The 14374-nt window shown below is 63.6% G+C and carries 12 protein-coding genes; 5 read left to right on the top strand and 7 right to left on the bottom strand.

Annotation, left to right across the window (positions count from 1 at the left end):
• Nucleotides 1-66: 66 nt before the first annotated feature.
• Entirely contained in the window at nucleotides 67-1404 is a 1338-nt protein-coding gene (locus ABQJ48_RS09995) for a leucine-rich repeat-containing protein kinase family protein (protein ID WP_367837718.1), read from the bottom strand.
• 332 nt (nucleotides 1405-1736) lie between these two features.
• Between ABQJ48_RS09995 and ABQJ48_RS09990 the strand changes: the two genes are divergently transcribed.
• Complete coding sequence (locus ABQJ48_RS09990; RefSeq protein ID WP_367837716.1) at nucleotides 1737-2357, top strand: methylated-DNA--[protein]-cysteine S-methyltransferase; 621 nt, start codon at nucleotides 1737-1739, stop codon at nucleotides 2355-2357.
• Nucleotides 2358-2465: 108 nt separating this feature from the next.
• The gene (locus tag ABQJ48_RS09985; protein WP_367837714.1) at nucleotides 2466-2771 is read left to right on the top strand and encodes a panthothenate synthetase; all 306 of its coding nucleotides are present in this window, start codon (nucleotides 2466-2468) and stop codon (nucleotides 2769-2771) included.
• A 71-nt stretch (nucleotides 2772-2842) separates the two neighbouring features.
• Here the strand turns inward: ABQJ48_RS09985 and ABQJ48_RS09980 are convergent, their stop codons facing one another.
• Nucleotides 2843-4084, bottom strand: coding sequence for a Zn-dependent hydrolase (locus ABQJ48_RS09980; protein ID WP_367837881.1), 1242 nt, complete (start codon nucleotides 4082-4084; stop codon nucleotides 2843-2845).
• Between the two features lie 155 nt (nucleotides 4085-4239).
• Here ABQJ48_RS09980 and ABQJ48_RS09975 point away from each other — a divergent pair, with 155 nt between their 5' ends.
• Nucleotides 4240-4842, top strand: coding sequence for a phosphatase PAP2 family protein (locus ABQJ48_RS09975; RefSeq protein WP_367837712.1), 603 nt, complete (start codon nucleotides 4240-4242; stop codon nucleotides 4840-4842).
• 87 nt (nucleotides 4843-4929) lie between these two features.
• Here the strand turns inward: ABQJ48_RS09975 and gudD are convergent, their stop codons facing one another.
• Together gudD and ABQJ48_RS09965 are read right to left on the bottom strand one after the other, a co-directional pair.
• The gene (gudD, locus tag ABQJ48_RS09970) at nucleotides 4930-6279 is read right to left on the bottom strand and encodes a glucarate dehydratase (RefSeq protein ID WP_367837711.1); all 1350 of its coding nucleotides are present in this window, start codon (nucleotides 6277-6279) and stop codon (nucleotides 4930-4932) included.
• Nucleotides 6280-6411: 132 nt separating this feature from the next.
• The gene (locus ABQJ48_RS09965) at nucleotides 6412-7743 is read right to left on the bottom strand and encodes an MFS transporter (protein ID WP_367837709.1); all 1332 of its coding nucleotides are present in this window, start codon (nucleotides 7741-7743) and stop codon (nucleotides 6412-6414) included.
• 436 nt (nucleotides 7744-8179) lie between these two features.
• Here ABQJ48_RS09965 and ABQJ48_RS09960 point away from each other — a divergent pair, with 436 nt between their 5' ends.
• Both ABQJ48_RS09960 and ABQJ48_RS09955 read left to right on the top strand, forming a co-directional pair.
• Complete coding sequence (locus ABQJ48_RS09960; RefSeq protein WP_367837707.1) at nucleotides 8180-8890, top strand: FadR/GntR family transcriptional regulator; 711 nt, start codon at nucleotides 8180-8182, stop codon at nucleotides 8888-8890.
• A gap of 378 nt (nucleotides 8891-9268) precedes the next feature.
• Complete coding sequence (locus ABQJ48_RS09955; RefSeq protein ID WP_367837706.1) at nucleotides 9269-9499, top strand: hypothetical protein; 231 nt, start codon at nucleotides 9269-9271, stop codon at nucleotides 9497-9499.
• 135 nt (nucleotides 9500-9634) lie between these two features.
• Here the strand turns inward: ABQJ48_RS09955 and ABQJ48_RS09950 are convergent, their stop codons facing one another.
• From ABQJ48_RS09950 to ABQJ48_RS09940, 3 genes are all read right to left on the bottom strand, one after another.
• On the bottom strand, nucleotides 9635-11863 hold the full coding sequence (locus tag ABQJ48_RS09950) for an NADP-dependent isocitrate dehydrogenase (RefSeq protein WP_367837705.1): 2229 nt from the start codon (nucleotides 11861-11863) through the stop codon (nucleotides 9635-9637).
• Nucleotides 11864-12203: 340 nt separating this feature from the next.
• Nucleotides 12204-13598, bottom strand: a complete 1395-nt coding sequence (locus ABQJ48_RS09945; protein ID WP_367837703.1) for a sensor histidine kinase — start codon at nucleotides 13596-13598, stop codon at nucleotides 12204-12206.
• Nucleotides 13588-14265, bottom strand: coding sequence for a response regulator (locus ABQJ48_RS09940; protein WP_367837880.1), 678 nt, complete (start codon nucleotides 14263-14265; stop codon nucleotides 13588-13590). The genes ABQJ48_RS09945 and ABQJ48_RS09940 overlap by 11 nt, the downstream gene beginning before the upstream one ends.
• Between the last annotated feature and the right edge of the window lie 109 nt (nucleotides 14266-14374).

Here is a 14374-nt window from a genome sequence, read left to right as displayed (position 1 = left end):
GGAATGGCGCTCAACGATCCAATGCATGCGGATCGAGGCCCGCCCCTCTCAATGCCACCGTGATCCTCAAACGCCCGTCACCGCGAGCAAACGAGCCGCGATTTCGTCGAACAGCGGCCGGCTATCGATATCTTCATTCAGGCAGCGGTCCCTCAACGCGATCAGCGTCGCGGCGCCGGGCGCGTGCTGATCGCGTTCGTTGCATCGTTCGAGCAGTTCTTCGAGCAGACAACCATACGCTCTGACTTCGAGGCGCTGCAGCGCGATCGCGGTGGGGGCATCGTCGGCGGCATGAAAAGATGCTGCGCCGAAATCGCCCAGCAGCGCATGACCCTCGCCATCATGCAGGATATTGTGCGCATACAGATCGCCGTGCATGACGCCTCGCTGATGCAAATGACTCGCCGCCGCTGCAATGCCGTGCGCAATACCCAACAACGAGCCCAGCTCAAAGCGCGTGCCCGGATGGTAGATGTCGCGCGTGCACGATTCGAGGCTCGGCGGACCGGCGAGGTTCGTGTATTGCGGATCGATCAGCTCCATCACGAGACCGTGCGCGCCCGCGGGATGATCCTGCACTTTTCCCGTTAGCGGGATCAGGTTCGCATGGTCGCCGCCCTGAATGCAAGCGGCCATTTCGCAGTCGGGCAAGCCGTCGCTGGTCACGGCGCCCTTGAACACCTTGACGGCGACCGCGCGCGATGCGTGCTCGTCGCGGCGCATGAATTGCGCGCGATAGATGACGCCGGATGCGCCTTCGCCCAATGGCCGTTCAAGCGTCAACTCGTCCCAGCCAATGCCGGCGATCGGCGTATCGGTCAGCGCGGCCTTCTGCAGCGCCTCGCTGAACGGATTGCCGGCATAAGCGAGCCAGCAGAGCCGCGGCAGACGCAGCAGCCACGCCGGCAGTCCGCTCAGCCGGTTCGCCGCGAGCCGCAGCAGCTCGAGCCGCGAGCAGGCGGCCAGTTCCTCGGGCAGCGCGCGCAGCCGGTTGCCGGCCAACATCAGCTTCTGCAATTGCGTGCAGCCGCCAATCTGCGCAGGCAGCGCCTCTATCGCGTTGTCGGTGAGAATCAGCCAACGCAGCTGCCGTGGGAGCGCACGGCCGGACACCTTGCGGATACGGTTGGCCTTGAAGCCGACCATGCTCAATTGCGGGCACTCGCCCAGCACCTCCGGCAACTCCGTGAACGGGTTGTTGGACGCAAAGAGAATCCGCAATTTGCCCAGTCGCGGCAGATCGTCGGGGAGTGCCGTAAGCGCATTACCCGAGAGGTCGAGTACTTCCAGCGTGTCGGCGAGATCGAAAATCTCGCGCGGAAATTCGCGCAGGCCGCACGCCAGTTTGAGATGGCGCGAGCCCGTCAGTCGTCCGGCCCGCAGTTGTTCTAAAGTCGTCGTCACAGTGGTGGAAAAGATGTCTGGCTAGCGGTGCGCGCCATATCGAAGCTCCCGATTCTACTGAGTCATGGGCGAGACGCTAGCACGGCGTGGTGCGGCGGCGCCCCTATCGCGCGCCATGCCGCCGACATCTTATGAATCGAACGGCAAAGACGGTACAGTGACAGGCCGGCTGCAATCCAGCCAGCAGGCGTGAGCCCGAATCAAATAGCAAGAACTGGAACGTCTTCGGAGAGAACGGGTTTTACGCTGTCGAATAGGGGCGCGCTTTCAGTGCGGATTCGCTGACCGGCGTCACCCGCCTCTGTGCCGCCAATCAGCCAGGAGCAAGCAAAGTGACATACGCATACAAATTGATGGATTCGCCCGTCGGCCAGTTGAAGCTCGTCGCGAACGGCGAACGCCTCGCCGCGATCCTGTGGGAGAACGACAAGCCCAACCGGGTACGGCTCGGCGAATTAAGCGAAGAGAAAGAGCGTCCCGTACTGGTCGAAACCGAGCGGCAATTGAATGAGTATTTCGCCGGTACACGCCAGACATTCGATGTCGCGCTCGATTTTCAGGGCACGCCGTTCCAGCAAAAAGTCTGGCACGCGCTGTTGACCATTCCGTACGGGCAGACTCGCCGCTACGCGGAAATCGCGCAGCAGATCGGCAATGTCAATGCGGTGCGAGCGGTCGGCGCGGCGAACGGCAGGAATCCAATTTCCATCGTCGCGCCTTGCCATCGCGTGATCGGCGCGTCGGGCGAACTGACCGGTTTTGCGGGCGGCCTCGCCAACAAGATGCTGCTGTTGTCGCTAGAGGCCGGACAGACTTCATTGGAAGCGGCGGCTTCTGGTCAGACGCATGCGCAACCTCGAACTGAAACGCGATCTGCCGCGACAAAGGCCCAGGCAAAGGCCGCCCGCGATGTGCGGGGCCGGGGTACCCAGGCGGCGCTGTTCGGCAACTAGCCGCGAGCGCGCGGCAATGGGCCACCCGTTGGCCGGCATGAACCCGGATAACAGCGCTTAATGCATCTATCCTTAAGAAGCCCTTTGGGCATCAACTAGGAGGATGACATGCGCATGCTTCTCAACATACGAATCCCGCACGAACCGTTCAATACGATGGTGCGCGACGGCAGCATCGGCGACGTGATGGCGAAGATTCTCGAAGATCTGAAACCGGAGACGATCTACTTCACCGAGCAGCGCGGACACCGGGGCGCTGTGCTCGCGGTGAACATCGACGACGCATCGGCCATTCCGTCGCTCGCGGAGCCGTGGTTTCTCAAGTTCAACGCGGACTGCGAACTGCGCATTGCAATGTTGCCGGAAGACCTGATGAAAGCCGGGCTGGACAAGCTCGGCTCGAAGTGGAAATAGCGGGCAGACAGCGAGGCGGGTGACGCGCGTTCGCAATTCAGCGGCGCGCCTTCACCCGCCCATGCAATCGGTCACGAGCGCGCCCCGCAGTGCTCCCGAAGAATCGCCACCGCAGCCGTGGCCGCGACCTGGCAGCCGAGGACGATGTGCTCCTCTGCCGTATCTTCGATAAAGTCGTGACTCACCCCGCCGATGCTCGGCACGAACATCATGCACGCCGGCATGCAGCGCGCGATGACCTGCGCATCGTGCGCGGCCCCGCTCGGCATGCGCAGCCATTGTCCCGGCGCGATGCTGTCGGCGGCTCTGGCCAGATGGTCCGCGAGCGCCGCATGCATGGTCACCGGTGCCATCGGCGCGTCGAGGCTCGTCAGTTCCACGCTGACCTGATTGCGCGCATTGAAGTCGCGCACCAGTTCCGCGAGCTTGTTCTCCATTGCCTGCAAGCGCGCGGCATTGGCGTCGCGGAATTGCAGGTACATGTCGGCCGAGCCGGGCACCACACTCAACGAACCCGGATCGAGTTCGATGCGGCCCACAGTCCACACCGTATCGGCATCCGCGAGTTGCGCGAACGCGTGGTTCATCGTGCCGATAAAAGCGACCAGCGCAGCGCCAGCGTCGCGACGGATCGCCATTGGCGTGGTGCCGGCGTGATTGCGCTGCCCCGTGAAGCGCAAGCGCAACTCGCGCAAGCCGACAATCGTCGTGACGACGCCGATCGCTTTGCCGGCCGCTTCGAGGCGGCCACCCTGCTCGATATGCGGCTCCAGATAGGCCACGTGGCGCCCGGGTTCGAAGCGCACGCGCGGCCGTTCAGCCAGACCTGCGGCTTGTAGCGCATCTGCGAGGCGCTGGCCCTCGCGATTCGCGGCGCACCGAAGCGAATCGTCGATCGGATCGCCGACGAAACTGCGGCTACCGAGCAAGCCCGAAAACGTGCCCTCTTCGTCGATCCACGATGCCACGTCTATCGCGAGATGTCTGGTCGCGTCGCTTTGCGCGAGCGCGCGCGCGATCTCCAGTCCGTAGATCACGCCCATCGCGCCGTCGAGCCAGCCGCCGGTCGGTTGCGTGTCGGTATGAGAGCCGATCACGAGCGCCGGGCCGCTGTTGCGCGAACGCCCGAACACCGTCCCCACGCCGTCGATGCTCGCGTCGAGCCCCGCTTCCGTCATTCGTTCGACGAGCCATCGGCGCGACGCCAGGTCCACGGGCGAAAGCGCAAGCCGCACCACGCCGGGCCCGGTAGCACCGAAACTACGCAGCCGCTTGAGGTCGGCCAACAAGCGGTCCGGATCGATCGTCAGCACGTTTAGATCTCCTTTCATTGATGGGCGCGCTGCCCGGCCACCGTGCAGTGCGGCGGCGAAGCATGCCGTAAGCTTGGCCCATTAACATAAGCCAACCCGGATTATGCGGCGCGCCTCACCTCATTGATCGACTCCCGATAGAAAGAAGCCACGGCATGACCACACTCGAAGCATTCAATCAGGCGCTTTTTCTAAAGCTCAATGCGACGCCGTCGACACCCGCACCGCTCATCGGCCTTGCGCGCTTCATCGCCGACTATGCCATCTATCTCGTGCCGCTGGCGCTGGTCGCAATGTGGCTCTCCGGCGACCCACGCCGACGCGAAAGCGCGCTGCGGGCGTGCTGCGTGGCCTCGCTCGCACTAGGCATCAATCAGCTCATCGCTCTGGTGTGGCCGCATCCTCGGCCGTTCATGCTCGGCATCGGCCATACCTTACTCCACCACGCACCGGACTCGTCGTTTCCGAGCGACCACGCGACCATCTTCGCGTCGATCGCACTGAGCTTTCTGGTAGACGGCGTGCGCCGCTATGGCGTCGCCATGCTGTTGTCGGGTGTGGGGGTGGCGTGGGCACGCGTCTTTGTCGGCGTGCATTTTCCATTCGACATGGCGGGCGCGGTCGCTGTCGCATACGTAGCGTTTCTGCTGATCGCGCCGCTCTGGCGATGGTTCGGCGAGAGCACGACGCGAGCGCTGATCGCGGTGTACCGCAAGCTGCTGGCGTGGCCGATTGCGCGCGGCTGGCTGTCGCTTTAGCGCCGCGCATTCCGTTGGCCGCGGCAACGCCCGAAATTGCCGACGCCCCCGCGGCTTTTCCCCGCGCGGGCACGATGGCGCCAGGCTTTAGCGCACCAGACAAGGCCGCTTGTTATCAAACTTCCAGTTCGGAATCAGGTATTGCATAGCGACCCCGTCGTCGCGCGCGCCCAGGCCGTGCTGCTGATACAGCGCGTGCGCCTTTTCGATCTCGTCCATGTCCAGTTCCACGCCGAGCCCCGGCGCCTGCGGCACCTTCACCTTGCCGCCGACGATCTGCAACGGCTCGCGCGTCAGACGCTGACCGTCCTGCCAGATCCAGTGCGTGTCGATCGCCGTGATCTTGCCGGGCGCGGCAGCGGCGACATGGGTGAACATCGCGAGCGAAATGTCGAAGTGGTTGTTCGAATGCGAACCCCAGGTGAGTCCCCAGTCGTTACACATCTGCGCGACGCGCACCGAGCCCTGCATGGTCCAGAAATGCGGATCGGCCAGCGGAATATCCACCGACTGCAGCTGGATGGCGTGGCCCATCTGGCGCCAGTCGGTGGCGATCATGTTGGTTGCGGTCGGCAGGCCCGTCGCACGGCGGAATTCGGCCATCACCTCGCGGCCCGAATAGCCGTTTTCCGCACCGCACGGATCTTCCGCATAAGCGAGCACGTCGTGCTGATCGCGGCACAGGCGCACCGCTTCGGCAAGCGACCACGCGCCGTTCGGATCGAGCGTCACGCGCGCGCGGGGAAAACGTTCAGCCAGCGCGGTGACCGCTTCGATTTCCGCATCGCCGGCCAGCACGCCGCCCTTGAGCTTGAAATCGTTGAAGCCGTAGCGGGCCTGCGCGGCCTCAGCCAGCCGCACGACCGCTTCGGGTGTCAGCGCCTGTTCGGTACGCACGCGCTCCCAGTCGTCGCGCCCTTCGGCGCCGCTCGCGTACGGCAGATCGGTCTTGTTGCGATCGCCGATATAAAACAGGTAGCCCAGCATTTCCACTTCATCGCGTTGCTGGCCTTCACCGAGCAAGGCCGCGACCGGCACGCCCAGATGCTGGCCGAGCAGATCGAGCAGCGCGGCTTCGAGCGCGGTGACGGCGTGAATGGTCGTGCGCAGATCGAACGTCTGCAAGCCTCGGCCGCCCGCGTCGCGATCGGCGAACTGCGTGCGCGCTTTGTTCAGGACTGCTTGCAAATTGCCGATCGACTGACCGACGACGAACGCCCGCGCGTCGTCGATTGTCTTGCGGATATTCTCGCCGCCGGGGACTTCGCCGACGCCGGTGTGGCCCGCGCTGTCGCGCAGAATCACGATATTGCGCGTGAAGAACGGACCGTGTGCGCCGCTCAGATTCAGCAACATGCTGTCGCGGCCGGCGACCGGCACGACGCGCAGCTCGGTCACGATCGGCGTGGCGTTCGATCCGGAAGGTTTCGTGGACATGAGGATTGGCTCTGTTGGTGAGTAAGCCGGCGGCTGGACGTCATCGCAACCGTTGCGTGCGCTCGACGCGGACACCGGCGGGAAATCGGAAAACGCGTGACGCACGATCGACCGTGCTGCGCTCCAGTGTAGTCAATGCGCTTTGCTCTGCAATGTCTCGGGGAGCGCGCTGCGCTCGCCGCGGCGAGTGCGCGTGAAGAAACCGGCCGCGGCCGCGATCAGCGAGGCGACGCCCAGGCCATACAGGCCGCCGGTAATCGAACCGGTGTGCTGCTGCAGATAGCCGAAAGTGGCCGGCGCGAAGAACCCGCCGAGATTACCCAGCGAGTTGATCAGCGCGATCACGCCGGCGGCCACGCGGGCATCCAGGTAGCCCTGCGGAATCGGCCAGAAGAGCGAGGACGCCGCCTTGAAGCCGATCGCGGAAAAGCAGATCGCGACGAACGACGTGACCGGATTGCCGGAGGTCGACGCGAACAGACCGCAAGCCGCGATGACGAGCGCCACCGCGAGCCATGCCTGCTGGAAGCGCCATTTCGCCGAGAGCAACGCGAAGCAGTACATCGCCACCATCGCAATCAGCCACGGAATGGCGTTGAGCATGCCGACTTCGAAGTCGGACAGGCCGCCCATCTTGCGGATGATGGTCGGCAGCCAGAAAGTGGCCGCATAAATGGTCAGCTGGATCGCGAAATACAACAGGCAGAACAGCACGATCTGGGGGTCTTTCAGCAGCTTGAGCGTCGGCAGATGCGCGCCGCCGTGCGCTTCGCGTTCGGCCTGCTCCGCCGCGATCGAACTCGATAGAACGCTCTGTTCTTCAGCGGTGAGCCACGACGCGTCGCGAATATGCGACTTGAGCAGCATCCAGCTCACTGCGCACAGCACGATCGAAAATCCGCCTTCGATCAGGAACATCCACTGCCAGCCTTGCAGCCCGAAGCCGCGAATGGACAGCAGCGTGCCGGTAATCGGACCGGACAGCACGGATGCGAGTGCCGAGCCGGAGAGAAATACCGCCACCGCCTTGCCGCGCTCTTTCTGCGGCAGCCATTGCGTGAAGTAATAGACCACGCCGGGGAAGAAGCCGGCTTCGGCCACGCCGAGCAGGAAGCGCAGTACGAAGAAGGACGTGTCGTTCCACACGAACGCCATGGCCGCCGCCACCAGCCCCCACGTGCCCATGATGCGGGTGAGCCACGCACGCGCGCCGTACTTCTGCATCAGCACGTTCGACGGCACTTCGAACAGCGCGTAGCCGATAAAGAACAAACCGCTGCCCAGGCCATAGGCCGCGGCGCCGATGCCCAGGTCCGCATGCATGTGCGAATTGACGAAGCCGATGTTCACGCGGTCGATGTAGTTCGCGATGAACATGATGAGGAAGAGCGGCAGGACGTGCCGCTTCACCTTGGAAACGGCGGACTCGAGCGGGTTGATTGCGGCGGTGAGAGCAGAGGTCAAGGTTGTCTCCAGAGTCGATCGCGCGGGCGACCGTCGAACACGAGGCGGGCGGCGGACGCCCGGTGTCATATGTCGTCTGATGACATCTTATCGTTAATCGCGTGTCAGTTTCTATTGGGTGTTTACCCTGCGAAATGGGCTTCGTAGGCGTGATCAGTCGTTCTAAAGCGGTTCTGGAAGTTTCGGAACCGCCGAAAATACGACGTCTGATGACAGTACTGCTTTGCTACCACCAGTCTCGCGCCGAGCGCCCCTTCGACACCAAAAGCAGCCGTCGTCCCGCAGCAAGGTCCAGCAGGCAGCCAGCGCCGCCGTCCAGCCGGGAATCGAGTAAAGTCCTGTGCGATACTTTGCGGACAGTCCCGATTACCGCACCGCCGCTGTCGCCCGCACGTTCAAGCGTCCGCATCCCGCCGAACAGCCAACTAGCCACAAAATGTCCAGCCTAACTGAAAAGGTGGTGGCCACCCTTTCCGATGAAATCCGCCGTGGCGCCCTGCGGCCGGGCGACCGCATTCCCACCGAAGTCGCGATGATGAAGCAGTTGTCGGTGAGCCGCTCGGTGGTTCGCGAGGCAATCTCGCGCTTGCAGGCGGCCAACGTGGTGGAGACGCGCCACGGCATCGGCACCTTCGTGTTGGCGCCTGCGGCCGAGAAGCCGGTGCAGCTGGCCGCCGCCGACCTCACCAGCATGCTGGACGTGATGGCGATCATCGAATTCCGTATCGACGTCGAAGCGGCCGCAGCCGCGCTGGCCGCAGCACGGCGCACTGAACAGAACCTCAAGCAGATCCGCGCGGCGCTGGGGCGCTTCGAGTCAGAACTCGAACGCGGCAGCACCGATACGCTCGCGCACGACATCGAGTTTCATCTGCAGATCGCGCGAGCGAGCGGCAATCGCTACTTCTTCGACGTGCTCAGCCAGCTCGGCCGCGCAGTGAGCCCGCGCACCCGGCTCGGATCGGCCGAGATCGCGGAACTCGACCATATCGAGCACCTGCGCAACGTGCTCGGCGAGCACCAGATGATCTATCGGGCGATCGAACGGCAGGACCCCGACGACGCGCGCGCCGCGATGCGTATGCATCTGAGCAACAGCCGCGAGAGGCTGCGGCGCGCGCACGAGTTGAGTCGAGGCGAGGGCTGACTGCGGCGGTCGGGGTGGTCGCGGGTTCGCCGCATGCTCGGCTTGGCCGAGGCTCAATTTTCACGATACGAAACGGTGCGTTGCTGGGTAAAAACTCGTGCTGCGAAGCACAAACCTGGCATTTCGCAATGCCGCCCCACGTTGCACATCGCAAAATGACTCTCTCAATACACTGATTTTTAAAGGCTTTTTTTGCTGGACGGAAACACCGAAGACTCTCTTGCGCCGCTACTCGCTGACGTAGACTCTTTCACAGGAGCGCAGGATTCAGGCAGCCGAATTGAATGGGCCGGCAAACCGCGGTCGGCGGGGCCATCCAACCGATGCATGAATCCACTGCGCAGCGCGGTTTCTTTAATGGCAATTGGGAGACGAAAAATGAAAGGTTTCCGCTTCGGTTCGACGCAGGGCGCGTTTTACATTTTGCCGGCTCAGGATGGTTGGGAGGCAACCTACGGCAACGAAACGCTCGGTGAATTTTCGAGCCCGCAACAGGCAGCCGACGACCTCGCCCGCGGCTTGACCTGCCCGCATCTGTCGGAGAGCGACGACACGTCCACGCTCGAAATTCCAGAGAAACTGTCCGATTGGGAAATCGTCCACGTGTGATGGCGGTCATCACCGCTGGCCAAATGAACGCAGAAACGACGATGGCGCTCTCGAGCGCCATCGTCTTGCTTACTGCTTACTTAGTGGGTCGTTTGCCGCTTGCGCAGCCGCGTTGCCACGCAACGCCGACTCGACTTATGCGACCGAGTCCACGATTTTGTTCAGCGTCGCGCTCGGGCGCATTGCCCGGCTCGTCAGTTCCACATCCGGACGATAGTAGCCGCCAATGTTGACCGGCTTGCCCTGCACCGCACCCAGCTCTTCGACGATCTTCGCTTCGTTGTCGGCCATCGCCTTCGCGACGCCGGCGAACTGAGCCTCCAGCGCTGCGTCTTCGGTTTGCGCGGCCAGTGCTTCGGCCCAGTACATCGCGAGATAGAAGTGGCTGCCGCGGTTGTCGATACCGCCCACCTTGCGCGCCGGGGACTTGTCGTTGTCGAGGAACTTGCCGGTCGCCTGGTCCAGCGTCCTGGCCAGAATCTGCGCCTTCGGGTTGTGGTACGCATTGCTCAGGTGTTCGAGCGACGCGGCCAGCGCCAGAAATTCACCCAGCGAGTCCCAACGCAGGAAGCCTTCTTCAACCAGTTGCTGAACGTGCTTCGGAGCCGAGCCGCCCGCGCCCGTTTCAAACATGCCGCCACCGGCCATCAGCGGGACGATCGACAGCATTTTCGCGCTGGTGCCCAGTTCCATGATCGGGAACAGGTCGGTCAGGTAGTCGCGCAGCACGTTGCCGGTGACCGAGATGGTGTCTTTGCCGGCGCGAATACGCTCGACCGAGAACTTCGTCGCTTCGACCGGCGTCATGATGCGGATGTCCAGACCGCTGGTGTCGTGATCCTTCAGGTACTGCTCGACTTTCTTGATGATCTGCGCGTCGTGAGCGCGCGCCGCGTCCAGCCAGAAAACGGCCGGTGTGCCGCTCGCGCGGGCGCGGTTGACCGCGAGCTTGACCCAGTCCTGCACCGGCGCGTCCTTGGTCTGGCACATGCGCCAGATGTCGCCCGCTTCCACCGGCTGCTCGAGCAGCACCGTGCCGGCTGCGTCGGTCACGCGAACTACGCCGTTTGACGGGATCTGGAAGGTCTTGTCGTGCGAGCCGTATTCTTCGGCGGCTTGCGCCATCAGGCCGACGTTCGGCACCGTGCCCATCGTAACCGGGTCGAATGCGCCGTGCTTCTTGCAGTCTTCGATCACGGCCTGATAGACATCCGCGTAACAACGGTCCGGGATCACTGCTTTCACATCGTGCAGTCCGCCATCCGCGCCCCACATCTTGCCCGACTCGCGAATCATGGCCGGCATCGACGCGTCGACGATCACGTCGCTCGGCACGTGCAGGCTGGTGATGCCCTTGTCCGAATTGACCATCGCCAGTGGCGGGCGCTGCTCGTATTGCGCCTTGATGTCGGCTTCGATCGCCGCGACCGTTTCGGCCGGCAGGTCCTTCAGGCGCGCGTACAGGTCGCCGATACCGTTGTTCGGGTTGAAGCCGACCTTCGCCAGCGCGTCGGCGTGCTTGCTTAGCACGTCTTTGTAAAACACCGACACCACGTGACCGAAGATGATCGGATCGGACACCTTCATCATGGTGGCTTTCAGGTGCACCGAGAACAGCACGCCCTTGCTCTTCGCATCGGCGATTTCCGCTTCGATGAAGCTGCGCAGCGCTTTCTTGCTCAGCACGGAAGCGTCGATGATCTCGCCGGCCTGCACCGCCGTCTTGTCCTTGAGGACCGTCTTCGTGCCGTCGGCGGCCGTCAGTTCGATCTTCACGCTACCCGCTGCGGCGATCAGCGCCGACTTTTCGCTGCCGTAGAAATCGCCGCCGCTCATGTGCGCGACGTGCGACTTCGAGTCCGCGCGCCACGCGCCCATCTTGTGCGGGTGCTTGCGTGCGTAGTTCTTCACCGACAGCGGCGCGCGGCGGTCCGAATTGCCTTCGCGCAGCACCGGGTTGACCGCGCTGCCCTTGATCTTGTCGTAGCGAGCCTTGACGTCCTTCTCGGCGTCGGTGGTCGCGACGTCCGGGTAGGCCGGCAGCTTGTAGCCCTGGTCGCGCAGTTCCGAAATGGCGGCCTTCAGCTGCGGCACGGATGCGCTGATGTTTGGCAGCTTGATGATGTTGGCTTCGGGGCGCGTGGTGAGTCCACCGAGTTCCGCGAGATCGTCTGAGCCCTTCTGTTGCGCGCTCAGGTAGTCCGGGAATGCAGCAATGATCCGGCCGGCGAGCGAGATGTCGCGCGTTTCGACGCTGACGCCGGACGAGCGCGTGAACGCCTTGACGATCGGCAGCAGCGAATAAGTCGCCAGAGCAGGCGCTTCGTCGGTCAGGGTGTAGATGATCTTCGGCGGTGTGGACATGTTCGATGCTTTGCTAGATGAAGTGATAGACAGAGCGTGGGTAGCGCTGAGCCAGCGAAGTTGCGACGAAGCAGCAAAAACGCAGCGCAACCTACGGCACTACTTTTTACGGCCCGACCGTGAGTATATGCGCGTTTTGCTCCGTTCGCTGCGAAACAAACAGGTCCAGAGACCCTCGTCGAGGGGGACAAGCCCCGCCAGATAAGGCTTTCAGGCCGATGACAGCTGTCTTGAAACTGATGTCTTATAGATGACTTGCGGCGTCCCCAATGGCTTGGCCGGCACTGGGAAGGCGCGCAAAAATGGGATCGCAGTGCTTCGGCGCGCCCGCAAGGCGCCCTCACATCACCGCGGCCCGCTCATCGAAAGCTCGCGCAAACGTCACGCTGATGTGCACGCCCTTGCCGCCCGCGCCGGGCTTCAGCGCAATCTCGCCATGATGCGTGTCCGCGATTTCCCGCACGATCGCGAGGCCCAACCCCGTTCCTTCCGTATCCGCCGACGCCCGGAAGAACGGTTCGAACACCCGGCTGCGCGACTCCGCTGGAATGCCTGGGCCGTCGTCGAGCACGCTGACGGTCACGCTATCGGCGTCGGCCTGCACGGCCACCGTCACGTGGCCGCCGCTACCGGTGTAGCGAATCGCGTTCTCCGCGAGATTGGCGATCAGCGCCTGCAGCAGGCCGCGATGGCCGGCCACCGGTGCGGGACCGTTCAATTCGGCGCCGAGATCGATATTGCGCGCCTGCGCAAGCAGTGCGAGGTCTTCCACGACTTCCAACGCGAGCGGCACGAGGTCGACGGTTTCCATCGCGAGTTGGGTGTTGTCGGCGGCCTCGGCCTGCGCCAGCAGCAACAGCTTGTTGGTAAGCCCCACCATCGAACGATTGCTCCGGTGCATCGCGGCAAGCGCTTCGTCGAGCGCGGGATTCATGCCGTCCTGCTGACGCGCGAACTGCAACTGCGTGCCGAGCAGCGTCAGCGGCGTGCGCAACTGATGCGCGGCGTCGGCAATGAAACGCCGTTGCGCGGCCACCTGCACGCCGAGCCGCGCGATGCACTGATTGATCGCTTCGACGATCGGCCGCAACTCGGTGTGCAGACGTTCGACGCGAATCGGCTCGAGCTGCATGGGATCGCGGTCGGCAACTTCCTCTTTGACTTTCATCAGCGGGCGCAATTCGAACGTGAGTCCGATGCACACCAGCGCGACCGCCAGCACGATCATCGCGATCTGCCTCAGAAGTTGCGGCTGCCACAATTGCCGGGCCATCGCGTCGCGTGAACGCATGGTTTTGCCGACCGTGATCCGCACCGGGCGCGTCGCGCCATTGTCGTACATGAGCCGCACGATGCCGACCGCGCGTACCCGCTGACCGTGCAGCACCGTATCGTAGTGGTCCGGCGTGTCGGCCGCCTGCGACACACGCGGCGCGAAATCCGGCGTGCCCGCGAGGAGCCGCCCATCGTCGACGCGCACGCTGTAGAACACCTGGTCGCCATAGGGGGACGCGAACACTTCGAGTGCGGCGGGCGGCACGTCGACACGCAGAAAGCCATCGACCCATTCCACTTCGCCCGCGATCATCCGCGCAGACGAGATCAACTGATTGTCCTGCACCAGATCCGCCGTGCGCCGCACGTTGTCGTATTCGGCCTTGCCGGTGACGAACACATATAACGCGAGCGGCACCAGCAACCACCACAACAGGCGCATCCGCAGGCTATTGGTCATCGTCTTTCTTGCGCAGCAGATAGCCCAGCCCGCGCAGCGTGACGATAGCCGCGGAGCTGCTGTCGAGCTTCTTGCGCAGACGCGAAATGTAGATCTCGACCGCGTCCTCGCTCGGCTCGTCGGCGAGCGTGAAGATTGCATCGACCAGCGCCGGCTTCGTCACCGTTTTGCCGAGCCGCAGGATCAGCGCCTCCAGCACGGAACGCTCGCGCGGCGTGACGTGCAGCGGTGCGCCTTTCAGTGTGAACTGGCGCGTGTCGATGTCGAACGCGAGATCGCCGCACACCACTTCGCTCGCCTTCGACGGCGACTGGCGGCGAATCGCCACCTTGATCCGTGCGACCAGCTCGCGCACTTCGAATGGCTTGACGAGGTAATCGTCCGCGCCGGCACCGAGCAGGTCCACCTTTTCGTCGATCGACCCGCTCGCGGTCAGGATCAGCACCGGCGTCGCGTCGCCGCGCTGGCGCAAGCGGCGCAGCACGTTCTTTCCGGATAGCTTCGGCAGATTCAGGTCGAGCAGGATCACGTCGTAGTGATTGGTGCGCAGCAATTGATCGGCCGCGTCGCCGTCCTGCACCGCGTCGAGTGCGAACGCCTCCTGCTCCAACATCTTCGCGAGCCAGTGGGACAGCGTGGGGTTGTCTTCGATCAGCAGCAGCTTCATGGCGGGAACGGCAGGAGTCAGGCCGTCGATTGTGCCGTAAATCAAGCGGTTTGCGCGCTTGCCATGCGATTTGCGGCCTGCGCTCGCGCGCGGCCAGTCTGGGCTGGCA

It is taken from the genome of Paraburkholderia suaedae, from assembly GCF_040812055.1.
GTDB lineage: Bacteria > Pseudomonadota > Gammaproteobacteria > Burkholderiales > Burkholderiaceae > Paraburkholderia.
This window is presented reverse-complemented; position numbering and strand designations above follow the sequence as displayed.